We start from the raw sequence: 21,922 nt of genomic DNA on the forward strand, positions 1-21,922 counted from the left end.
CGATCGGTGATCACGGCAGTCGAGTCGTCGGCCAGTCCACGGCGGTGACCAGGTAGGCGCGCGCCCCGGTCGGGGCCGCCTCGCGCTCGGTCAGCTCGAACTGGTGCAGCTCGCGGCGCAGCGCGACGGTGAACTCCCAGAACGGCCGGTCGTGCCGGTCGAGGGCGGCGGACAGGACCGGGTCCGGTTCGGCGGCCGGCGCGGACGCGACGTCGGCGAGGACGAACACCGTTGTGCTGCACCGCAACAGCTCCTCGAGGATCCGACACAGGGTGCGTTCCGGGAGCAGCCGCCAGTAGTCGGTGACGATCGCGATGTCGAAGTGGCCGTGGTCGAACGGCAGCCGGGTGCCGAGGAACGGCAGTCGGTCCGGTTCCCCTGGCTTCTCCAGCGGGGACACGACGCGGTCCGGGGTGTCCAGGTCCGCCGGCCAGCCGTCGGCGGCGCCGAGCAGCAGGACCCGGTTGGCGGCGCGCGCCTCGGCGAGGGTGGCCGGTAGGGCGGTGATCCCGGCCACGTCGATGGCCGACCGGTCAAGGCGGTTCGCGAACGACTCGAGCTGCGGGACCAGGTCGCGCGCGTTGACGATGTCGAAGCTGCACACGGCCTCCACGTCCGGGTCGGGGTGTCGGCGTAGCAGGAGCAGGTCGTTGCGGCGGTCCCGCTGGAGGTCGTCGTGTCGCCCCCTGGAGTGCGGTTGGTGCAGGGCTCGCGCGGCGTCCAGGAAGATCGTCGGCACGTCGTCGCGTTGCAGGCGCAGGCCGATCTCCAGGTCCTCGACGCCCTTGATCTCGAAGTCCTCGAGGAAGCCGCCGCACGCCTCGAACACTCGGCGCGGGATGCTCACGTTGTGGGTCCAGAAGAACGCCCAGTCGGTCGGCAGCGGCGGGTTGAGCACCAGACCGAGCGGGTCCGCGAACGCCGGGGTGTCGGCGGCCCTGGCGAACGTGCCCGCCGGGTCGTCGAGGTCCCAGTCCGTGCCGAGGCGCAGGTCCCAGATCGCGGGGGTGAGTTCGCGGCCGTAGACGTAGCCGCAGGCCGCGATCGGTTCACCCTGCTGCGCGTCCAGGTGCGCCTGGAGGCAGTCCGGGTGCGCCATGCAGTCCACGTCGAGGAAGACCAGCAGGTCGCCGGTCGCGTGCGCGGCCCCCGCGTTACGCGCGGCCGACACGCCCTTCGCCGTGTCGTGCCGCAGGTATCGACTGCTGGCGAATTTCTCAAGCGCGGCAACGGATTCCCGGTGCATGCCCTCTGGCGAACCGTCGTCGACGACGATCACCTCGAACCGGTCCTGCGGCAGTGACTGCACGGTGAGGCTGCGCAGGGTGCGCCGTAGCTCGACCTTGCGGTGGTGCGCGGGGATGACCACCGACACCGTACGCGGGCTCGTCGCGTTCGTTGGCATCAGATGGCCCTCGCCGTCGTGTCCAGGACCTCGGGCGCGACCATCGAGCAGGACACCACGGCCCGGCCGGCGGCCACGAGTTCCGCCAGCGGCGCGGACGCGGCCACGATCTCCTTGCGCGCCAGCGCCTCGAAGTGTTCGAAGTCGGTCTCCCGGTCCCGGTGCTCCGCGTGCAGCCCGAGCAGGAAGTCGATGCGCAGCACACCGTCCTCGCCGGTCGAGGACTCCCAGTCCAGGATCGGCTGGGTGCAGTCGTCGGCCCGGTACACGCCGTTCTCGTGCTGCTCGTCGGGCTCGTGGGCGACGAACGGCAGCGTGTCCACCGCGTCCTTGATCTGCAACGAGGTCAGGTACAGCCGGTCGATCCCGCGCTCGACCGCAGCGGAGGCCGGCGCGAGCCGCACCGCGTCCCGCAACCGACCGCCGAACAGGTAGCGGTCCCGGCCGGTGACCTCGCAGACGCCGTCGATCTCGGTGAGGTCGCCGGTGCGGTAGCGCAGCAGCGGCTGCCGCAGCGCGAACGGGGCCAGGTGGGTCAGGGTCAGCTCGCCGACACCCCGGTCGACCGGCCTGCCGGCGGGGTCGGTGACCTCGACGAGGATCGTCCAGTTGAAGTGGTAGGCGCCGCAGTGCGGGCAGCGCATCCCGTAGCTCTGGTAGAACTCCGTGCACCCGTACATGTCGGTGATGTGGCATCCCCAGTAGTCCTGGAGCTTCCGCCGCCAGGACGCGGACAGGTGGAAACCGCCGTGCAGCACCGATTCGACGGCCAGCTGCGCCGGATCCACGCCCTGTTCGATCAGGTACGCGGTCAGCCCGAGCACGGTCGGGGTCTGCGACCGCACCGACACCACCTGCTGCTCGGCATTGCCGCTGCCGTTGTCCAGCAACAGGTGCGCGGCCTCGGCGTAGTCCGCGTCGGAGTGCAGCGGGAACGCGATGGTGGCGTGCCGGTGCAGTTCCGGGATCGGCGCCGGCGCGCCGTGCGTCACGTCGATCGGCCGCAGCGCGATCGCGCGGTAGGGCCGAGGGGTCTTCGCGTACTGGAGCGCGCGCACGGCGTTGAGGTAGGCGTCCTCTCGCAGGTCGCTGTGCAGCACCTTGTGCCGGTTGGTGGTTCCGCCGGAGAAGTACAGGGCGTCGCTGCGGGCCCCGTCCACGAGCAGGCCGCCACCGGCCCAGTCCAGCGTCTGGTCGAAGGTGGGCACCGCGCCGAGGTCGCGCCAGGTCGGGTCGCCCGCCGCGCGCAGTAGCTCGGCGTAGTGCGGTATCCGCGAGTACAGGTGCCGGGTGCTGTGTTCCCACACCACGGTGCTGCGTTGTTCCGGTGGCAGCGCGGCGACCTGTTCGACGTCCAACCCCTGGTGTTCCCACAGCAGCAGCGGGTTGTCCCGCTCCGCGTTCGGCGTGCCCAGCGACATCTGTGGCCCTTCGCGGTCGTCGTTCGTCAGTCCGTTCACCAGGCGGGCCGGATCCGCTCGACGTCCGCCGAGTCGTCGGCGGCGATGACCACGCTCCGCACTATTCCGGTGCGCATGTGGTGGCGCCCGCACGCTCGACGGGATAGATCCAGTTCGCACGGCAGTTCCGTCGTCGATCCGAGCGTATGGACGGCCGTCGAACCGCACACCGCAAGAACTGCGGCCGACGACCGCAACGATTGCGGTCGACTACCACAGTGTTTGCGCCCGGCGCCCCGCCGACCCCGCACGAACGGCCAGGATCCAGGGGCGACAGGTCCCCGCCCGAGAGGTGAGTCCCGCATGCCGGACGGCACGTCCCCAACCCTGCTGTGGCTCTATCCCGACCGCGACACCTCGGGAAAGCGCGCCTACGCCGAGGAGCACTACTGGCCGTTCCGGCGGTCCGCGGCCGAGCGCGAGGGGTTCCGGTTCCTGCTCGCGGCACCACAGGACCTGGTGCTGCACCACGACGGCGGGCTCACGGTCGACGGCGAGCGGATCGACCGGGACACCTGCATGGTGGTCGCGGACCTCGGCCTTGACCCGCGTTCGCTGCCGGACCTGTGGGCCACCGTGTCGGTCCTGCTGTGCCTGGAGGCGGCCGGCTACCACCTGGCCACGCCGCTGCGCTGGCTGCTGATCGGGAACGAGAAGTACGCCACGCTCCGCGCGCTCCCGGCGCTGCCCGCCCTGCCGACGCTGCGGATCGTGCCGAACCACCACCTCGACGACACGGGTGTGGTGGAGGCCGCGCTGGCACTCGGCCTGCCGCTGGTGGTGCGGCCGGCGAGCTGGTACGGCGGCATGGGGGTCTGCTTCGTCCACGACCGCCCGCAGTTGGAGCAGGTGCTCAGCCTGGCCGCCGGCTACGACCAGCCCTTCGTCATCCAGCATCGGCTGCCGGAGCCCCTGATCGACGCGCGGGCGTTCTGCGTGGACGGCGAGATCCTCGCCTTCGTCGAACGCACTCCCCTGCCCGGCGAACCCGTGAACACCCGCACCGGTTTCACCGCGAAGCTCGGCACGCCGCCCGAGTTCCTGGTGACGGCGGCGCGGGAGCTGTTCCGCCGCAACGAGTTGACGTACCTCAGCATCGACATGTTGTTCGACGGCACCGACTGGTGGCTGTCCGAGATCGAACCCGACGCGGGTGCGCTGCCGGTCGGCGAGTTCGACGAGGACCGGGTGGCGGCCCTGCTGCACGCGCGCTTCGCCAGCTACCGGCGCCGGCTGGCGGGTGTGGGCCGCTGATGCCGGGCACGTCGACGCCGCCGACCGAGGACTCCGTGCTGCCGCAGGCCCCGAGGCGGTCGCTGTGGCGGCACCGAGACTTCCGGCTGTTGTGGGGCGGACAGACCGTCAGCGAGCTCGGCGCGAGCGTGTCGAGCCTGGCGCTGCCCCTGGTCGCGGTGGCCCAGCTCGGCGCGAGCGCGTTCCAGGCCGCGCTGCTGACCGCCGCGTCCTGGTCCGGCTACCTGCTGGCGACGCTGCCGGCCGGGCCGCTGGCCGACCGGATGTCCCGGCGACGCCTGTTGGTGTGGTGCGACATCGGCCGCGCCGCGGTGACGGCGTTGATCCCGATCGCCGCGCTCGCCGGCGTGCTGACGCTGGCGCAGTTGTACGTGGTGACCGTGGTGACGAGCGTGCTGTCCGCGGTCTTCGACGTCGCCTACCCGAGTTACCTGCCGTCGTTGGTGGACAAAGACCAGCTCGTGGACGCGAACGGGAAGCTGTCCACCGCGGGCTCCGTCGCGCAGCTGGCCGGCCCGTCGCTGGCCGGGGTGCTCGTCTCGTCGATCGGCGCGACGCGTGCCGTCGTCGCCGACGCCGCCTCGTTCGTCGTCTCGGTGTTGTCCCTGCTGGCGATCAGGACACCAGAGGCCCCGCCCGAGCCAGAACCCGAGGCGGAGTCGCAGCCAAGGCGGCAGGTGCGCGCGGAGATCCTGGACGCCCTCAGGTTCCTGCTGCGCCATCGGATCCTGCGCAGCATCGCCGCCAGTTCCGCGCTCAGCAACCTGTTCGTGGCGATGGCGCTCGCGCTGGAACTGGTGTTTCTCGTGCGCGACCTGCACGCGCAGCCCTGGCAGATCGGGTTCGTCATGCTGGGCGGCGCGGTCGGCGGGCTGCTCGGCGGGCTGCTCACCGGCAGGCTCGCCAAGCGGATCGGCACCGCGCGAATGATCTGGCTGCCGTTCCTCGCGCTCGGCTGGAGCGGCCTGCTCGCGCCGCTGGCGCGCGGCGGCTGGGGCGTGTACCTGGTCGCGGTGGGGTCACTGGTGTTCGCCGCGAGCAGCGTCCCGTTCAACGCCGCCGCGACCGGCTACCGGCAGGCGATCTGCCCGCCCGAGTCGCTCGGCCGCGTCAACGCCGCGTCGCGGTGGTTGTCCTGGGGCACCGCGCCGGTCGGGGCCGTGCTCGGCGGCCTGCTCGGCGACTGGATCGGCGTGCGCACCACGCTGGTGGTGGCCGGTTTCGGGGCGTGGGCGTGCTGCCTGTTCGTACTGTGCTCGCCGCTGCGGCGGATGCGGGACATCCCGGAATGAGTCGGCCGGCGATCATCACGACCGTGCACCGCGACGTCGACGAGTTCGCGGCGGACTACCTGAGGATGGTGCCGAACCCACCGCTGCACGAGTCCGTGCGGTGGCTGCGGTACTGCGACCGCAGGTCCCGGGGCGGCATGCGCTACGTCGCGGCGCGCGACACGGGCGGCGCGTTGATTGGCCTGGCGGCGCTGCGCGCGACCGCCGACCGGTCCGGCGCGTCGCCGAACTACGACGTCGCGGACCTCGTCTGGCCCTGGCCGCTGGAGCCCCCGGTGCCGAGGAACCTGTTGTACCCGCAGCTGTTCGGCGCGGTGTCCGGGGCGCGCTGCCTGCTCACCGCGCGCGACAACGGCGTGCTGGAGTCCATCGCGGATGCCGCGGACGCGCTGGCCGGCGACGGGGTGCTGAGCTTCGCCGGCCTTGCCGACCTCGGGCTCGCGCGGCGGCTCGCCGGACTGCTGCGCAACTCCGAGGTCGGCCTCGTCGGGGCCGAGACGGTCCTCGACGTCACCTGGACCGACTTCGACGGATACCTCGCCACGCTGGGCAGAAACGCACGCACCAGCATCCGTCGGGAGCGCCGGCAGTACCTCGCCGGCGGGCTGCGCACCCGAGTTGTCGAGGGCACCGCCGCGCTGGACGAGTGCACCGCGCGCCTCCAGGTACAGCTCGCCGCCAAGTACCGGACGACGGCCTCGACCGAGGCCGTGCTGGCGGACTACGCGGACATCGCGGCCACGATGGCGGACCGGATGGTGGTGTTCCTCGCCGAGCGGGCCGGTGCGCCTGTCGGGATGTGCGTGTGCCTGCGCGACAACGGCACACTGCACATCCGCAACGTCGCGTTCGACTACGCGGCAACCCGCGCGGACTTCGTCTACTTCAACGTGATGTGCTACGAACCGCTGTTGTGGGGACTGTGCAACGGGATCTCCCGGTTCTGCTTCGGCAACGGAGCGGCGGAGGCCAAGCGCCGCCGGGGTTGCCGCCTGGATCCGCTGTACGGCGTGGTGCGCTGGCCGGGTTCGCTCGCGGCTGCGTGCGGCGGGTCACTGGCGCACCGCACCAGGCTGGCCCGTGCCGAACTTGGCCTGGCCGAACCGGAAGCGGCGTCGGCGTCAGCGTCGGATCGGGCGCGGACTCCAGTTCCGGCGACCTAGACACCAGCCATCCGGTCGGTCTCGGTGATGCCGGGGCCGTGGCCTTGTCGAATCCGGTTGCGGCCTCAGGAGTTCGTCTGTTGTGGGGCTACGGCGGGAAATGTCACCCCGGTCAGTTCCTCGGAGACGGTCCACAGGCGCCGTTGAACATCCTGGTCGTGGGAGTCGGGGCTGGAGGTGACCGGCTTCGGGTAGCCGCGGGTCCCCCAGCGGTTACCCGGGCCGTAGTACTGGCCGCCGGTGACCGCCGGGTCGGTGGCGGCGCGCAGGGTGGGCAGGGCGCCCATCTCGGGCTTCTGGGTGAGCAGCGGCGCGAGCCAGGTGATGGGCAGGCGAAGTGCGGCGGGTGTGTGGCGCGCGAGTTCGGTGTTGGACACGCCGGGATGGGCGGCCACCGCGATCGTGGTGCCGTGCGGTGCGAGCCGGCGCTGTAGTTCGTAGGTGAACATCAGGTTGGCGAGCTTGGCCTGACCGTAGGCGCCGATGCGGCTGTACGAGCGCTCCCATTGCAGGTCGTCGAAGTGGATGGCGGCCCGGATGCGGTGCCCGGTGCTGCTGACCGTCACGACGCGGGAGCCGGGGACTGGCAGGAGCCGGTCCAGCAGCAGGCCGGTGAGGGCGAAGTGGCCGAGATGGTTGGTGCCGAACTGTAGTTCGAAGCCGTCGGCGGTGGTCTGCCGAGGGGTGTACATCACGCCGGCGTTGTTGATCAGAAGGTCGATGCGCGGGTGCGCGGCGCGGAGGTCGGCCGCCGCCGACCGGATCGAGTCCAGGGAGGTCAGGTCGAGGGCTTGCACGGTCACGTCGCCGGTGATGCGGGCGGCCGCCTGCTTGCCCTTGTCGACGTCGCGGACGGCCAGGACCACCGCGGCCCCGCGCGCCGCGAGCATCCGAGCGGTCTCGAAGCCCAGCCCGGTGTTGGCGCCGGTCACGATCGCCACCCGGCCGCGCTGATCGGGAATGTGCTGCTCAGTCCAGTTGCCGCTCATGAAGTCTCCTAAAGAACCGTCAGTCTGTTACGAGTGTCAATGTAAGAGACTGCCGGTCTCATGTCAATGAACCGGTGGTCTGTAAACTAGGATGCGGGTGTGACCTTTCAGCGAGCGCGAAGCGAGGAGCAGCGGGAGATCCGCCGCCGGGCGATCCTGGACACGGCGGCGGCGATGCTCGACGAGATGCCCGTGGCGGACGTGAGCCTCAACGAGCTCAGCCGGCGGGTGGGCCTGGCCAAGTCGAACGTGCTGCGGTATTTCGAGTCGCGCGAGGCGGTCCTGCTCGAACTGCTGGACGTCTACCTGGAGAGCTGGCTCGCCGAACTGGCCGACGAGCTGGCCACGGGCATCGAGGCGCACGCGGCGCCGGAGGTACGGGCGGGACAACTGGCCGAGATCCTCAGCCGGTCACTGGCGGGCCGAACGGTGCTGTGCGACCTCTTCGGCGCACAGGGCGGCGTCCTTGAGCACAACGTCTCGGTCGAGGTCGTCAAGCAGCACAAGCGATCGGCCCTCACGAGACTCGAAGCTATGACCCAACTGCTGCGCCGCCACGTGCCCGAACTCGGCGACAACGCGCGGCTGTTCTGCCTGCTGAGCCTCGTCTCGGCGGGCGCCCTGTCGGCGTACGTCCCGCCACCGCCCAGCCTCCTCGCCGCCTACGCGGACGAGCCCGCCCTCGGCGTGCTCCACCTGGAACTGCGTGACGCGTTGCGACTCTCCTTCACCTCGGCGCTGCTGGGCGTACTGCCGCGCACGTGAACCTGATTGCCAAGTGCGTGTCCGTGTGGTTACAGTCTGTCCTGGGAGCGCTCCCAGGTATGGCAACGTCGCCCAGCCCACAGGAGAGCACATGCGCCGAAGAACAGGCGGCGACTTGGCGGCCGTGGCCGCGTTGGCGACCGTGGCCGCGTTGGCGATCAGCGTGAACCCCATCTCCGGACACGCCGCCGACGCGCCCGCGTGCGTGGTCGGCTACCACGTGGACCAGTGGAACGGCGGTTTCGTCGCTCAGGTGACGGTGACCAACAACGCCTCCCCCATCAACGGCTGGGCCCTGACGTGGACGTTCGCCGGCAGTCAGCACGTGACCTCCGGCTGGAGCGCCGACGTGACACAGTCCGGCAAGGCCGTGACCGCACGCAACCAGGCGTTCAACGGCAGCATCGCCACCGGCGCATCCGTCCAGTTCGGATTCCAGGCCACGTTCCAGGGCAGCAACGACACGCCGGCAGACTTCGCCCTCAACGGTGTGCGCTGCAACGACACCAGCCCACCACCACCCACCAGCACGACCACGCCACCGCCGCCGCCCGCGGGCTGTCCGGCTGGTGCCTTCTGCGATGGCTTCGAGAACCAGACCGGGCCGACGCCCTCCGGTGACTGGTCACTGGCCTTCCCGAACTGCCAGGGAACCGGCACCGCGACCGTGGACAGTTCGACTGCGCACAGCGGCAGTAAGTCGGTCCGGATCGACGGCCACGCGGGCTACTGCAACCACGTGTTCCTCGGAACATCCAGGGGGATAACGGCATCCAGCCTGTACGCGCGGTTCTACGTCCGGCACACCACCGCGCTACCGGACGCGCACGTGGCCTTCGTGGCCATGAAGGACACCGCGGACGGCGGCAAGGACCTGCGGATGGGCGGGCAAAACCGGGCCATGCAGTGGAATCGGGAGTCCGACGACGCCACATTGCCCGAGCAGAGCCCGGCAGGGGTCGCGCAGAGCGTCCCGCTACCGGTGAACCAGTGGAACTGCGTGGAGTTCGGGATCACCGGCTCCGACCTGCGGACCTGGGTCAACGGCACCGAAGTGCCTGGCCTGCACGCAGACAGCACGCCCACGCCGGACGTGGACGCGCAATGGCTCCGCCGGGGCGGGTGGCGGCCTGCCCCGGCGGACCTCCGGCTCGGTTGGGAGAGCTACGGCACCGGCGACGACACGCTGTGGTTCGACGACGTGGTGGTGGCGGCGTCGCGGATCGGGTGCTCCTGAGACACGGACGGGGAGGTCAGCTGGCCTCCCCGGTAGGGCTGGGCGTCCACGCGGCAACCGACGGCGAGGAGATGTGCTTTATGCGGTCGAGAAAGTTTCACGCCGGGGCGTTACTGGCGGCGGCGGTGCTCGCGGTGTCGGCTGGCGCCGTGCCCGCCTCCGCCGTGGACTACGAACGGCTACTCAACGGCGACTTCTCGGGCAGCACCATCGACCCGTGGTGGACCGGGGCGGGCACCAGCGGACACGTCACCAGCGGAGAGTTCTGCACCACCGTCACCGGCGGCACGGTCAACCGCTACGACGCGTTGGTCGGCCAGAACGGGGTTCCCTTCGAGGCGGGCCAGCGCTACACCTTGGCGTTCGACGCGCACGCGACGACCACCCAGCCGATCTCCGCTGTCGCGGGTGAGGCAGTGTCGCCCTACCGGCAGATCTCACGGAACGACCTGACGGTCACGCCGACAACCCAGCACTTCACCTTCGCCTTCACGTCCACCGTGGACTTTCCCAACGCGGGCAACGGCCAGCTCGCGTTCTGGTTCGGCGGCCAGACGAGCGACAACACCATCTGCCTTGACAACATCTCGCTGATCGGCGGCGTGATCCCGCCCGGCGGTCAGCCGCCGACCAGCGGCATCCGGGTGAACCAGGACAGCTACGCGCCGGGCCTGCCCAAACAGGCCACGCTGATCAGTGCCTCGGCCACGCCGTTGACGTGGACGTTGCGGAGCTCCGCAGGGGCCGCCGTGGCCACCGGCCAGACCACGCCGCGCGGTGCGGACGCCGCGTCCGGCGAGAACGTGCACGAGATCGACTTCTCCTCCTACGACACCGTGGGCGCCGGTTACACGCTGGCCGTCGGCTCCGAGACCAGCTTTCCGTTCAGCATCTCCTCGGACGGACTAAAGAAGCTGCGCCACGACGCGCTGGCGTTCTTCTACCACCAGCGCAGTGGTGTCGCGATCGACGCCAAGTACGTCGGCGCCACCTACGCACGGCCCGCAGGACACGTGAACGTGCCACCGAACCAGGGCGACAACAACGTTCCGTGCCGCTCGGACCTCAACTGCGGCTACACCCTCGACGTGCGCGGCGGCTGGTACGACGCAGGCGACCACGGCAAGTACGTCGTCAACGGCGGCATCGCGGCCTGGCAACTGCTCAACGAATACGAGCGGGCGCTGAGGATGGGCGACGCGAGCGCGCTGGGTGACGGCACGTTGGCGATCCCGGAACAAGCCAACGGCGTGCCCGACATCCTGGACGAGGCCCGCTGGGAGGTCGACTTCCTGCTGGAAATGCAGGTGCCGGACGGCAGGTCGAACGCCGGGATGGTGCACCACAAGATCCACGACGCGCAGTGGACCGCCCTGCCCACCCGGCCCGACCAGGACAGCCAGCCGCGCCGACTGTCGCCGCCGAGCACGGCGGCCACCCTGAACATGGCCGCGGTCGCCGCGCAGGCGTCGCGGCTGTGGCGGACCATCGACCCGGCGTACTCGGCGAAACTGTGCGCCGCTGCCGAAAAGGCCTATGCCGCCGCGAAGGCCAACCCGATCATGCTGGCCGACCCGAACGACGGCACCGGTGGCGGCACCTACAGCGACAACACCGTGACCGACGAGTTCTACTGGGCGGCCGCGGAGTTGTACTCCAGCACGGGGAAGCGCACCTACCGCGACGACGTCACCGGTTCGTCGCTCTACCGGGGCGTCAGCTTCAACACGCACGGTTTCGACTGGAGCTCGACGGGCGCGCTCGGCGACATCACGCTGGCGTTGGTGCCCAACGACCTGCCCGTGGCGGACCTCGCGGCGATCAGGGCGGCGATCACCACGACCGCCGACAGCCACCTGGCGCAGATGAAGTCCATGGGCTATCCCGCGCCGTACCGCACGGCAGACGGATCCTACGAGTGGGGCTCCAACGGCCTGGTGGCCAACAACGGCATGGTGCTCGCGCTGGCATACGACTTCACCAAGCAGGACAAGTACCGCGACGGCGCGTTCCAGGCGATGTACTACCTGCTTGGCCGCAATCCCGCGAACTACTCGTACGTCTCGGGCCACGGCGACCAGCCGGTGCGCAACGTGCACCATCGGTTCTGGGCACACGAACTGGACCCGTCGCTGCCGACCGCCCCGCCCGGCGTCCTGTCCGGCGGGCCCAACAGCGGCCTCCAGGACCCGACCGCGGCCCGGCTGCTCGCCGGTTGCAAGCCGCAGCGCTGCTTCGTCGACGACATCCAGGCGTACTCGGTGAACGAGGTGGCCATCAACTGGAACTCGGCGCTGGCCTGGCTGGCGAACTGGGTCGCGGAGAAGTCGTCGTCCCCGGTCACGCCGCCGGGCGACTGCCGCGTGACCTACGCGTCGAACACCTGGAACACCGGCTTCACCGCAACCATCACGCTGACCAACACCGGCACTGCGGCCTGGACGGACTGGGCGCTGACGTTCCCCTTCCCCGGCGACCAGCAGGTGGCGCAGGGCTGGTCGGCCACCTGGTCACAGTCCGGCGCGAACGTGACCGCCACGGCCATGCCCTGGAACAGCACGCTGGCCCCGGGCGCGTCGACCACGATCGGCTTCAACGGTACCTACACCGGCGTCAACACCAACCCGTCGTCCTTCACGGTGAACGGGAGGACGTGCGGCTGAAGACGCGCCCCGCCTGCCGGAGCAACGCACTCCCGGCAGGCGGGGCGTTCCCAGGTGTGGATCGCCACTCACCTCGTCACGACGACGTCGCGTGGCGTGCCTTCCAGGCGCGCCAGACCACCGAGTTCATCGCCTCGCAGGCCGGCATCGTCCGCGCATATGCTCGAGCGGACCAGTTCGTGACCACGTGCATCGCCTACACCCGGGTCGCGGTCGACGACGACGAACTGACCGATCAGTTGGATGTCACTGCGGGCAACGAGCCCGCACCCGGACGTCTCGTCGACGTCGCGGGTGTCCGGTACGACGAGTGCAGCAACCTGATGCAGGATAATCCCGCTGCGCGCCGCGCCGGGCGTCCCACTCGACCTGCCGACCGACGCCATCGCGACCCGCTGGATGGACGGGCTCATCGTCCTCGACGCTGACGTGCTCGTCGGGTACGACCACCCCCACTTAGGGCGCTGGGCCACGACGCGGCGGTTTCGTCACGAATCACACGCACGAATATGACGTCCTTGGCCACGACAGGCGACCAGGTGTGCGAGACTCATCGCCCAGATCGGGTCAAGCGGACATCAGTACCCTGCCGGTGATCAACGCAGTGTCCACTGCTGGTTGGCTTGGCCGGTGCACGCCCACAGCACGAGTTGCGTGCCGTTGGCGGTTCCCTGACCGTAGGCGTCCAGGCACAAGTTGGACTGCACACCGGTGATCGTGCCGTTGGAACCGACGGTCCACTGCTGGTTGGTCTGGCCGTTGCAGTCCCAGACGATCACCTGGGTACCGCTGCTGGTGCCCTGGTTGTTCGCGTCAAGGCACTTGTTGCCGTAGATCGTCAACTGCCGGCTTGGCGTGTACGTCCAGGACTGGCTGGCCTGGTTGGCGCAGTCCCACAGCCGTGCCTGGGTGCCGTTGGTGTTCGGCACGTCCACGCACCGGCCGGACTGGGTGCCCGCGATGTGCCTGGCCACCGGCGGCCCGCCGGGGTCACCGACGCTGCCGGGGACCGAGCCGAGCGCGGTGTACCAGGTCGCGGCCATCTTGTCGTAGCCGCTCGCGGTCGGGTGGACGCCGTCGACCAGGTCGGCGGCGGTCAGCGCCGAGTGCATGTCCACCAGGTGCACGTGTTTGCCCGCGGCTGCCTTGCTCTGCACGATCCCGGGAATCGTGGAGTTGTAGGACCGAGCCTTCGATTCCTGGTCCGCATTGGCCAGCGGGATGATCGTCGCGACGAACACCTCGGCGCCCGGCACGGTCGCGGTGACGTGATCGACCAGGGCGGACAGTCGGGCCGGGGCGGTGGCGAGGTTGAAGTTCTGCAACACGTCGTTGGTGCCGATGTGCAGCAGCACCGTGTGCGGGGTGGTGTTCTGTAGCCACGGCACGATGTTGGCGTCGATCTGGTCGATCCGCCAGCCGGGGTGTCCCTCGTGGTCGTGGTCACCGAGACTCGCCGGGCCGTTGTACTGCGACCCGACGAAGTCCACTCGATAACTCCCGCCAACCAGCCGCTGCCACAGCCCGATCCGGTACCCGCCAGGAACCTCCGCGCCGTCGGTGATGGAATCACCCAGCGGCATCACGCGGACCCCACCGTTCGACTCGGCGGACGCGGGAACCACCGACAACGTGGCACTGACGACCGCTGCGGCAGCAGCAGCCACAAGCCAGCGAAGGCGCGTGCGCATTGTGTCTCCTCGTCAGACGAAGGACTAGCAGGATCTCTCTGTCAATCGAATCGATTCGATTCCTAGGTAACGATAAGGGAACGCTCCCGAGCAGCACAACCGGTCGACACACGCCTCTTGCACAGGCCTTGTCACGCGGTTACGTTGACGCCACTGCGAGGATCGAATCGGTTCGATCAAGAGCCGGAGGGGAACACGCGATGCTGCGTATACCGATCGCCCGGCGACTGACCATCGTGCTGATCGCCGCGGGGCTGGCCGCGTGCGCCTGTTCGAGCCAGGCCGGCGACGGCGGTTCGAAGGACTCCGGCACGTACTCGCTCTGGGACCCGTATCCGCAGTTCGACAACGGCTCGGAGTGGGTCAAGGTGATCGACAACTGTGGCACGCAGGCGGGCGTCAAGATCACTCGACAGGCCTATGACACGACCGATCTGACGAACAAGGTGCTGCTCGCCGCGCAACAACACACCGCGCCGAACGTGCTGGTCGTGGACAACCCGGTGGTGTCCACCCTCGCCGACGCCGGCGTTGTTCTGTCCAACAAGGACAGCGGGTTGGCCGCGGCCGAGGCAGCGCCGAACCTGGTGGCCGCGGCGCAGACGGGCGGGCAGACCTACGGCGTGCCGATCGGCGCGAACACCCTGGCGTTGTACTACAACAAGGCAGTCCTGCGGACGGCCGGCGTCGACCCCGCTGCGATCACGGACTGGGCGTCCCTGGACGCGGCACTGGCCAAGGTCACCGCGGCAGGCAAGAAGGGCATCACGTTCTCCGCGATCGGCACCGAAGAGGGAACGTTCCAGTTCCTGCCGTGGTTCTGGGGCGCTGGCGCGCAGCTGACCAGTCTGTCCTCGCCCGAGGCCGCTTCCTCGCTGGACCTGTGGAAGTCGTGGTTGGACAGGAAGTACGCGCCGAACTCCGTCATCGGCAACACGCAGACCACGAGCTGGCAGGAGTTCGCCACCGGCGAGTACGCCTTCGCCGAGAACGGCACATGGCAGCGGGCGAACGCGGCGAAGGCGGGCTTCGAGTACGGCGTCATCCCGATTCCGGCCAGGAACGGGGGTGTCGCGCCTGCGCCGACCGGTGGCGAGTTCGTCACCGTTCCCGTGCAGGGCGACAAGGGCACCGAGACCACGGCGGCGAAGATCGCCAACTGCCTGGTAAGCCCGGACACCGCCCTGACCACCGACACCGCGCTGACCTACGTCTCCGCGGTGCCCGCCGTCCAGGAACGCCAGATCGCCGCGCAGCCGGACCTGAAGGTGTGGGTGGACGCGGTGAAGGCGGCGAAGGGCCGAACGAGCGACGGCCTCGGCACGCGCTACCCACGGATCTCCCAACCGCTCTGGACCGCCGTCCAAGCGGTGTTGACCGGGTCGAAGTCGTCGGCGGACGCCTTGTCTGCGGCCCAGGCCGCCGCAGCGTCGGCGAAGTAGGGCCGTGGTGCAGCTGCGCAGACAGCTTGTCGGATGGGCGTTTCTGCTGCCACTGCTCGCGTATCTGCTGCTCTCCTACGCCTATCCGCTGCTGACCAACCTCGACCTGAGCCTCCGCGACAACACCATCCGCACCTTCGTGCACGGCGGCGCCCCGTTCGTCGGCTTCGCCAACTACGCCGCGGTGTTCGCCGACCCCGCCTTCGGCACGGCCGTGCTGCACACGGTCGTGTTCACGCTGGTGTCGCTGGTCTTCCAGTACGCCGCCGGCCTGGCGCTGGCGGTGTTCTTCACCCGCAGCTTCCCGCTGTCGGCGACGCTGCGGGCGCTGTTCCTGGTGCCGTGGCTGCTGCCGCTGATCGTGTCCGCGTCGACCTGGGCGTGGATGCTCAACAGCGAGGCCGGGGTGGTCAACGCGGTTCTCGCGGCGTTCGGCGTCGACAAGGTCGACTGGCTGACCTCACCAAACTGGTCGCTGGTGTCGGTGACGGTCGCCAACATCTGGATCGGCATCCCCTTCAACCTCGTCGTGCTGCACAGCGGCCTGCGGAACATCCCGGCCGAGGTGTACGAGGCGTCCGCGCTGGACGGCGCCAACGGCTGGCAGACCTTCTGGCGGATCACGTTCCCGATGCTGCGGCCGGTTTCCGGGATCACGCTCCTGCTTGGTCTCGTCTACACCCTCAAGGTGTTCGACATCATCTGGATCATGACGCGCGGCGGCCCCAGCGGCGCGTCCACCACGCTCGCCGTCAAGTCCTACGAACTGGGCTTCGGCAACATGCTGCCCCGCTTCGGGCCCAGTGCCGCAGTTGGCAACGTGCTGATCCTGGTCGCCATGGTCGCCGGCATCTGCTACGTCCGCGTCCAGCGCCACCAGGAGGAGGCATGAGGCGGCGGCGGTTGTTGCGGACCGCGACGGGCGTGCTGCTCACCGCGCTGATGCTCTTTCCCGTGTACTGGATGGTCAACGTCTCCCTCACGCCGCCGGGGAAGATGCGCAAGTCGCCGCCGGACTTCTTCCCAACGACTCCCACCTTCGACGGGTACGTCCGCGTGTTCAACGAGCAGCTGCCGTACTTCCTCACCAGCCTGCTGGTCGCGTCCGGCACCGTCGTGCTGACCTTGGCACTGGCCGCGCCCGCGGCGTACTCGCTGGCGAAGCTGCGCCCCCGGGGTCGCCGGCCACTGTGGTTCGTCCTGCTCGTCGCGCAGATGATCCCCGGCATCATCATGGCGCTGGGGTTCTACGGCATCTATGTCAGCCTCGGCATCACCAACTCGGTGTCGGGCCTCATCCTGGCCGACTCGACGATCGCGGTGCCGTTCGCCGTGCTGATCCTCTCGTCGTTCATGGCGTCGGTGCCCGACGAACTGGTGCAGGCGGCTCGGATCGACGGTGCCGGTGCCGTGCGCGTGTTCTGGTCCATCGTGCTTCCGGTCAGCCGCAACGGGATCGTGACCGCGGCGTTGTTCGCGTTTCTGTGGGCGTGGTCGGACTTCGTGTTCGCCGCGACGCTGGACAGTGGGGGTTCGCTGAAGCCGTTAACCCTGGGGATCTACCGCTACATCGGCAACAACAACCAGGAGTGGAACGCGATCATGGCGACCGCCGTGGTCGCTTCCGTGCCCGCCGCCGTCCTGCTCGTGCTGGCCCAGCGTTTCGTGGCCGCGGGCATCACGGCTGGCGCCGTCAAGGACTGACCGAAGAGGGGCTTGCGCGCGTGGACGACTTCTCGATACAGGAGATCCCGTTCAGCTGTCGGGGTTCGTGGTTCGGTGTCAGCCCGGTCGTCGCTCTCGGCACCTACGCCGACGACCTCCACCTCGTGTCGCACCGCAACGGGATGCACGCGGTACTCCGGCTGGTCCCCGTGTTGAGCGGCACCCGGGTACCGGCCGAGGTGACGGCGAATCCGACGGTGCTGACCTGGTCGACCGACCGAGGACGGATATCGGCCGCGTTCGAGTCGCCGTCCGTGCTGAGAATCTCCGGACACGGCCTGGGTTTGCGCGTCGAGGCGGCCGACGCAACCCTGACTCCCTTCACCGGGACCTACTTCTTCCACGACCCGGTCACCTCGTCGTACGTCTTCACCTCCTACGAGACCGGCCACCGCTACCGGGCGACCGCCCTGTCCGGTTCGGTGCGCACGCTCGGGGCCTCCGCCCTGGGAACCGGGGAGCGGTCGGTGGAGATCGGGGCGGACGGCGCCGAGTGGGAGTTTGTGGTGGAGGAACTGACCACCGCAGGGGACCCGCCCTTCGTCCGCCCGCCGTTCGCCGACGTGGTGGCCGCGTCCCAGCGTGCCTTCCGGGAGTTCGCCGACGCGATCGCGCCCTGGCGCAACGAGAGGACTCCGGCCGCCGAACTCGCCTGCTACGTGCTGTGGTCTGCCACAGTGGACCCGTCCGGGTTCGTCCGGCGCCCCGCGATCCTGATGTCCAAGCACTGGATGGACAAGGTCTGGAGCTGGGACCACTGCTTCAACGCGCTCGCGCTGGCGGCCGGCGCACCCGAGCTGGCCTGGGACCAGTTCCAGGTGGTGTTCGACCACCAGACCGAGGAGGGCGCGCTGCCCGACTCGATCACCCATGCCGAGATCCTGTACAACTTCGTCAAGCCGCCCATCCACGGCTGGACGGTGAACCGGCTCCGCGAGCGACTGCCAAACGGGTTGCCAGCCGCTGAACTCCGGCACGTCTACCGACAACTGGCCACCTGGACGACGTTCTGGCTCGACTACCGCCGGGTCCCTGGTCAGCCGCTCCCCCACTACGAACACGGCAACGACAGCGGCTGGGACAACGCCACCGTCTTCCACGGCCACCAGCTCGTGCGGTCCGCGGACCTCGCGGCGTTCCTGGTGGTGCAGATGCGCGAGCTCGCGCGCATCGCCGAGGAGATCGGCGACCCGGTCGCCGCGACCCGATGGACCAGGGAAGCCAAGACGATGCACACCGCCATGGTCGACGAGCTGTGGAACGGCACCCGGTTCACCAGTCGCACGGTGGAGGGCACGGCCCGAACGACGGCGAGCCTGCTGGACCTTATGCCTGTCGTCCTGGGCACTGAACTGCCCTCCACCGTGCGTGCCGCCGTGGCGGCCGACCTCGCCGGGCACCTGACCCCGGTGGGTCTGGCCACCGAACGCCCCGACTCCCCGCTCTACCAGGCCGACGGCTACTGGCGTGGTCCGGTGTGGGCACCCGCGACGGTGCTGATCGAGCATGGCCTGCGTCGGGGCGGTTCGGTGGCCTTGGCGGACCAGGTGAGTGCCCGGTTCCGTGCCGTGTGCGAGAAGTCCGGCTTCGCCGAGAACTTCGACGCCCTCACCGGGCAGGGGCTCCGGGACCGCGCCTACACCTGGACGGCCAGCGCCTACCTGCTGCTTGCCTCGGACGCCGAAGGCAGGCGCGACCGCCGGACGCCCTGACGAACCGCTATCTCACTTCGTTGGTGTCGATGACCTTGGCGAACCATTGGGCGGACCGCTTGGGCGTGCGCGTCTGGGTGGCGAAGTCGACGTGCACCAGGCCGAACCGTTTGGCGTATCCCTCGGCCCACTCGAAGTTGTCCAGCAGCGACCAGCAGAAGTATCCGCGTAGGTCGACGCCCTGTTCCACGGCCTTCGCGGCGGCGCGAAGGTGAGTGTCGAGGAAGGCCACCCTGTCGTAGTCGTCGATGCCCTCGTAGGAGGCGCCGTTCTCGGTGACATACAACGGGACGCCTCGGTCCTTCAGGCTGACCAGCACGGTCGTCAGCCCGTCGGGATTGACCTCCCAGCCGCTGTCGGTCAACGGGAGGTCGCGGGGTGGGAACGCGGCGTGTTCGGCGCCGATCCACTCCGACGGGAACCTCGGCTCGCCGCCGCCGGAGACGACGTAGTCCCGGTAGTAGTTGACGCCGAGGTAGTCGATGGGTGCGCTGATCAGCTCCATGTCCCCGGGCTCGACGAGGTCCGCAAGGCCGGGCAGGACGTCGTCGGGGTAGCGACCGTCGAACACCGGATCGAGGAACACCCGGTTCTGTAGCCCGTCGACGGCTCGCGCAGCGTCCACATCGGACTCGTCGGCGGGATCGACGGGTGCCACCGGGTACAGGTTGAGGGTGATCCCGGCAACGGCCTGGGGAACGTTCTCGCGGATGACCTGCATCCCGAGTCCGTGCGCGAGCATCAGGTGGTGGACGGCGGCGGTCGCCGCGTCCGGCTCGGTGCGACCTGGTGCGTGAATACCGGCGGCATAGCCGAGGAAGGCACTGCACCACGGCTCGTTCAGCGTCGTCCAGTGCACCACCCGATCGGCCAGGTGTTCGGTCACCGAGGACGTGAAGTCGGCGAACCGGTATGCGGTGTCCCGGTTCGCCCAACCACCCAGCTCTTCCAGCTTCTGCGGCAGGTCCCAGTGGTAGAGCGTCAGCCACGGGTCGATCCCGTTGTCCAGCAACGTGTCCACCAGGCGGTCGTAGAAGTCAAGGCCGCGCGGGTTGGTCGCGCCGCCGTCCGGCCGGATCCGGGGCCAGGCCACGGAGAACCGATACGCCCGCAGCCCAAGGGACGCCATCAGCGCGACGTCCTCGGCCATCAGCCGGTAGTGGTCGGCGGCCGGGTCGCCGGTGTCGCCGTTGCGGACCGCCCCCTGAACTCGACAGAACGCGTCCCAGATCGAGTCCGATCTGCCGTCCACTGTGGTTGATCCCTCGATCTGGAACGCCGCAGTGGCCGCGCCCCACACAAAATCGCTCGGAAACCTCACCCTGTTCACCCCTTCACCGCACCCTGCATGATCCCGGCGACGATCTGTCGACCAAGCAGCACGAAAACAATCACGATCGGAATGGTCGCCAACGTTGTGCCCGCAAGCACCAGCGAATAGTCGATGTAGTAACCGCTCTGCAACTTCTCCAATGCCACCTGGACCGTGGGGTTGCCCGCGTCCAGCACCACCAGCGGCCACAGGAAGTCGTTCCAGGACGTCATGAACGTGAACATGCCCAGGAACGCGGCGGCCGGCCGGACCGCGGGCAGGCACACGTGCCAGTAGACCCGGATCATGCTGCACCCGTCCATCCGCGCGGCCTCGACCAGCTCGTAGGGCACCGCTTCCAGCGTGTACTGGCGCATCCAGAACACGCCTAGGGCGGTGACCAGGTTGGGCACCATCACCGCCCACAACCCACCGATCCAGCCGAAGTCGGCCATCGCCATGTACAGCGGGACGATCCCCAGCTGGGTGGGCACGGCCAGGGTCGCGACGATGAACAGGAACAGTGGGTCGCGCCCACGGAAGCGCAGCTTGGCGAAGGCGAACCCGGCCAGTGTCGAGAAGAACACCGTCGTCAGCGTCACCGTGCCCGCGACGATGACGCTGTTCGTCAACGCCTTCACGAACTCCACGGAGTCGAACACCCTGGCCGCGTTGGCCCAGAAGTTCCCGCCGGGCAGCAAAGGTGGCACCCGGTCGGTCAGCATCCCGCTGTCCCTGCTGGCCACCAGATAGGACCAGTAGAACGGGAACACCGACCCCAGCACGAAGGCGGTCAGCAGCCCGTACGCCCAGAACCCGGCGCGTCTCACGACGGGCCTCCCGTCGACGCGATCCGCCTGGTGAGCAGGAAGTTGACGGACGCGACCACCAGGATCACCAGGAACAGAACCCAGGCTATCGCCGAGGCGTAGCCGAAGTGCTGGCTCTCGAACGCTGTCTGGTACATGTACAGCGTCACGGTCTGGAACTGGTTGGTGGAGCCGCCGTTGTTCGACCCCGGCATCGCGTCGAACAGCTTGGGCTCGGTGAAGATCTGCAACCCTCCGATGGTCGACGTGATGATCACGAAGACCAGCGTTGGCCGCAGCAACGGCAACGTGACGCTGCGGAACTGCCGGACCGCCGAGGCGCCGTCGACCCTGGCGGCCTCGTAGAGCTCCTTGGGAATCGCCTTCATGGCGGCGAGGATGATCAGCGCGTTGTATCCGGTCCAGCGCCAGTTCACCATGACCGCGATGGCGATGTGGCTGGCGAACCGGTTGGCCTGCCAGTCGATCCGATCCAGCCCGAAGAACTGGAACACCGAGTTCACCAGCCCGTACTTGGGCCCGAACAGGTTGGCGAAGATGATCCCGATGGCCACCAGGCTCGCCGCGTACGGCAGCAACACCCCTACCCGCCACCCCGTTGGCGTCCGCAGGCGCGAGTTCAACAGGGCGGCCAGCAGCACCGCGATGACGATCTGCGGGCCGCTGGAGAGCAGGAAGATGCTGAACGTGTTGGTGAGCGTTCGGTAGAACTGGTTGTCGGCGAACAGCTCGACGTAGTTCTGCAACCCGATGAACGTGGGGTTGTCGCTACCCAATTCCCACCGGAACAACGAGATGTATCCGGTGTACAGCAACGGGAACAGTCCGACAACCGCGAACACCACGAAGAACGGCGCGATGTACAGGTACGGCGACGCCTTCACGTCCAACCGGGCCAACCGATGACGCCACCCCGACCGGCCCCGCGGCCCGTCTCCGGGCTGCGGGGTGCGCTGGTCGTCTGTGGCCAGTTCCTCACTCA

General features: G+C 69.0%; 18 protein-coding genes. 10 read left to right on the forward strand and 8 right to left on the reverse strand.

From position 1 onward, the window contains the following. Positions 1 to 10: 10 nt before the first annotated feature. Both F0L68_RS36160 and F0L68_RS36165 read right to left on the reverse strand, forming a co-directional pair. Positions 11 to 1,405, reverse strand: coding sequence for a glycosyltransferase family 2 protein (locus tag F0L68_RS36160; RefSeq protein ID WP_149854410.1), 1,395 nt, complete (start codon positions 1,403 to 1,405; stop codon positions 11 to 13). After that, positions 1,405 to 2,826 carry a phenylacetate--CoA ligase family protein gene (locus F0L68_RS36165; RefSeq protein ID WP_149854411.1) on the reverse strand — a complete coding sequence of 474 codons (1,422 nt, stop codon included), beginning with the start codon at positions 2,824 to 2,826 and terminating at the stop codon, positions 1,405 to 1,407. The genes F0L68_RS36160 and F0L68_RS36165 overlap by 1 nt, the downstream gene beginning before the upstream one ends. Positions 2,827 to 3,168: 342 nt before the next feature. Between F0L68_RS36165 and F0L68_RS36170 the strand changes: the two genes are divergently transcribed. Genes F0L68_RS36170 through F0L68_RS36180 form a run of 3 tightly spaced genes read left to right on the forward strand, consistent with a single transcriptional unit; the run spans position 3,169 to position 6,574 of the window. Beyond that, the gene (locus F0L68_RS36170; RefSeq protein WP_149854412.1) at positions 3,169 to 4,119 is read left to right on the forward strand and encodes an ATP-grasp domain-containing protein; all 951 of its coding nucleotides are present in this window, start codon (positions 3,169 to 3,171) and stop codon (positions 4,117 to 4,119) included. Further along, a complete protein-coding gene (locus tag F0L68_RS36175; protein ID WP_149854413.1) occupies positions 4,119 to 5,411 on the forward strand; it encodes an MFS transporter in 1,293 nt (430 codons plus the stop codon). Before F0L68_RS36170 ends, F0L68_RS36175 begins: the two co-directional genes overlap by 1 nt. Beyond that, positions 5,408 to 6,574, forward strand: a complete 1,167-nt coding sequence (locus F0L68_RS36180; RefSeq protein ID WP_149854414.1) for a GNAT family N-acetyltransferase — start codon at positions 5,408 to 5,410, stop codon at positions 6,572 to 6,574. Before F0L68_RS36175 ends, F0L68_RS36180 begins: the two co-directional genes overlap by 4 nt. A gap of 65 nt (positions 6,575 to 6,639) precedes the next feature. On the opposite strand, the gene F0L68_RS36185 is transcribed toward F0L68_RS36180, so the two are convergent. Then, positions 6,640 to 7,563 (reverse strand): SDR family NAD(P)-dependent oxidoreductase, encoded by a 924-nt coding sequence (locus F0L68_RS36185; RefSeq protein WP_149854415.1) that lies wholly within the window; start codon positions 7,561 to 7,563, stop codon positions 6,640 to 6,642. Between the two features lie 99 nt (positions 7,564 to 7,662). On the opposite strand from F0L68_RS36185, the gene F0L68_RS36190 reads away from it, so the two are divergent. The 3 genes from F0L68_RS36190 to F0L68_RS36200 all read left to right on the forward strand — a co-directional run bounded on the left by F0L68_RS36190 (position 7,663) and on the right by F0L68_RS36200 (position 12,228). Continuing rightward, the gene (locus F0L68_RS36190) at positions 7,663 to 8,328 is read left to right on the forward strand and encodes a TetR/AcrR family transcriptional regulator (protein WP_149854416.1); all 666 of its coding nucleotides are present in this window, start codon (positions 7,663 to 7,665) and stop codon (positions 8,326 to 8,328) included. Positions 8,329 to 8,419: 91 nt separating this feature from the next. Continuing rightward, entirely contained in the window at positions 8,420 to 9,565 is a 1,146-nt protein-coding gene (locus F0L68_RS36195; RefSeq protein WP_149854417.1) for a cellulose-binding domain-containing protein, read from the forward strand. Positions 9,566 to 9,645: 80 nt separating this feature from the next. Then, positions 9,646 to 12,228, forward strand: coding sequence for a glycoside hydrolase family 9 protein (locus F0L68_RS36200; protein WP_149854418.1), 2,583 nt, complete (start codon positions 9,646 to 9,648; stop codon positions 12,226 to 12,228). A 68-nt stretch (positions 12,229 to 12,296) separates the two neighbouring features. Here the strand turns inward: F0L68_RS36200 and F0L68_RS42835 are convergent, their stop codons facing one another. Further along, on the reverse strand, positions 12,297 to 12,641 hold the full coding sequence (locus tag F0L68_RS42835) for a hypothetical protein (RefSeq protein WP_188317021.1): 345 nt from the start codon (positions 12,639 to 12,641) through the stop codon (positions 12,297 to 12,299). A gap of 183 nt (positions 12,642 to 12,824) precedes the next feature. Then, positions 12,825 to 13,919, reverse strand: coding sequence for an SGNH/GDSL hydrolase family protein (locus F0L68_RS36210; protein ID WP_149854420.1), 1,095 nt, complete (start codon positions 13,917 to 13,919; stop codon positions 12,825 to 12,827). A 200-nt stretch (positions 13,920 to 14,119) separates the two neighbouring features. On the opposite strand from F0L68_RS36210, the gene F0L68_RS36215 reads away from it, so the two are divergent. Genes F0L68_RS36215 through F0L68_RS36230 form a run of 4 tightly spaced genes read left to right on the forward strand, consistent with a single transcriptional unit; the run spans position 14,120 to position 18,798 of the window. Further along, the gene (locus F0L68_RS36215; protein WP_149854421.1) at positions 14,120 to 15,361 is read left to right on the forward strand and encodes a sugar ABC transporter substrate-binding protein; all 1,242 of its coding nucleotides are present in this window, start codon (positions 14,120 to 14,122) and stop codon (positions 15,359 to 15,361) included. Between the two features lie 7 nt (positions 15,362 to 15,368). After that, positions 15,369 to 16,253, forward strand: coding sequence for a carbohydrate ABC transporter permease (locus F0L68_RS36220; RefSeq protein WP_223199445.1), 885 nt, complete (start codon positions 15,369 to 15,371; stop codon positions 16,251 to 16,253). After that, entirely contained in the window at positions 16,250 to 17,065 is an 816-nt protein-coding gene (locus F0L68_RS36225) for a carbohydrate ABC transporter permease (RefSeq protein WP_149854423.1), read from the forward strand. Before F0L68_RS36220 ends, F0L68_RS36225 begins: the two co-directional genes overlap by 4 nt. Positions 17,066 to 17,085: 20 nt before the next feature. After that, positions 17,086 to 18,798, forward strand: coding sequence for an amylo-alpha-1,6-glucosidase (locus tag F0L68_RS36230; RefSeq protein ID WP_149854424.1), 1,713 nt, complete (start codon positions 17,086 to 17,088; stop codon positions 18,796 to 18,798). A 7-nt stretch (positions 18,799 to 18,805) separates the two neighbouring features. Here F0L68_RS36230 and F0L68_RS36235 read toward each other — a convergent pair whose 3' ends face one another. From F0L68_RS36235 to F0L68_RS36245, 3 genes are read right to left on the reverse strand one after another with little or no spacing between them, the layout of a single operon-like run. Next, complete coding sequence (locus F0L68_RS36235) at positions 18,806 to 20,119, reverse strand: GH1 family beta-glucosidase (protein ID WP_149854425.1); 1,314 nt, start codon at positions 20,117 to 20,119, stop codon at positions 18,806 to 18,808. A gap of 5 nt (positions 20,120 to 20,124) precedes the next feature. Next, positions 20,125 to 20,940 (reverse strand): carbohydrate ABC transporter permease, encoded by an 816-nt coding sequence (locus tag F0L68_RS36240; protein ID WP_223199446.1) that lies wholly within the window; start codon positions 20,938 to 20,940, stop codon positions 20,125 to 20,127. After that, positions 20,937 to 21,911, reverse strand: a complete 975-nt coding sequence (locus tag F0L68_RS36245) for a carbohydrate ABC transporter permease (RefSeq protein ID WP_149854499.1) — start codon at positions 21,909 to 21,911, stop codon at positions 20,937 to 20,939. Before F0L68_RS36245 ends, F0L68_RS36240 begins: the two co-directional genes overlap by 4 nt. Positions 21,912 to 21,922 lie beyond the last annotated feature (11 nt).

This window comes from Solihabitans fulvus (assembly GCF_008386585.1).
GTDB classification, from domain to species: domain Bacteria; phylum Actinomycetota; class Actinomycetes; order Mycobacteriales; family Pseudonocardiaceae; genus Solihabitans; species Solihabitans fulvus.

What these genes read in the sequence shown, in the direction of transcription:
- F0L68_RS36160 (WP_149854410.1), bottom strand. Translation starts at nt 1,405, where the DNA reads ATGCCAACGAACGCGACGAGCCCGCGTACGGTGTCGGTGGTCATCCCC.
- F0L68_RS36165 (WP_149854411.1), bottom strand. Translation starts at nt 2,826, where the DNA reads ATGTCGCTGGGCACGCCGAACGCGGAGCGGGACAACCCGCTGCTGCTG.
- F0L68_RS36170 (WP_149854412.1), top strand. Translation starts at nt 3,169, where the DNA reads ATGCCGGACGGCACGTCCCCAACCCTGCTGTGGCTCTATCCCGACCGC.
- F0L68_RS36175 (WP_149854413.1), top strand. Translation starts at nt 4,119, where the DNA reads ATGCCGGGCACGTCGACGCCGCCGACCGAGGACTCCGTGCTGCCGCAG.
- F0L68_RS36180 (WP_149854414.1), top strand. Translation starts at nt 5,408, where the DNA reads ATGAGTCGGCCGGCGATCATCACGACCGTGCACCGCGACGTCGACGAG.
- F0L68_RS36185 (WP_149854415.1), bottom strand. Translation starts at nt 7,563, where the DNA reads ATGAGCGGCAACTGGACTGAGCAGCACATTCCCGATCAGCGCGGCCGG.
- F0L68_RS36195 (WP_149854417.1), top strand. Translation starts at nt 8,420, where the DNA reads ATGCGCCGAAGAACAGGCGGCGACTTGGCGGCCGTGGCCGCGTTGGCG.
- F0L68_RS36200 (WP_149854418.1), top strand. Translation starts at nt 9,646, where the DNA reads ATGCGGTCGAGAAAGTTTCACGCCGGGGCGTTACTGGCGGCGGCGGTG.
- F0L68_RS42835 (WP_188317021.1), bottom strand. Translation starts at nt 12,641, where the DNA reads ATGAGCCCGTCCATCCAGCGGGTCGCGATGGCGTCGGTCGGCAGGTCG.
- F0L68_RS36210 (WP_149854420.1), bottom strand. Translation starts at nt 13,919, where the DNA reads ATGCGCACGCGCCTTCGCTGGCTTGTGGCTGCTGCTGCCGCAGCGGTC.
- F0L68_RS36215 (WP_149854421.1), top strand. Translation starts at nt 14,120, where the DNA reads ATGCTGCGTATACCGATCGCCCGGCGACTGACCATCGTGCTGATCGCC.
- F0L68_RS36225 (WP_149854423.1), top strand. Translation starts at nt 16,250, where the DNA reads ATGAGGCGGCGGCGGTTGTTGCGGACCGCGACGGGCGTGCTGCTCACC.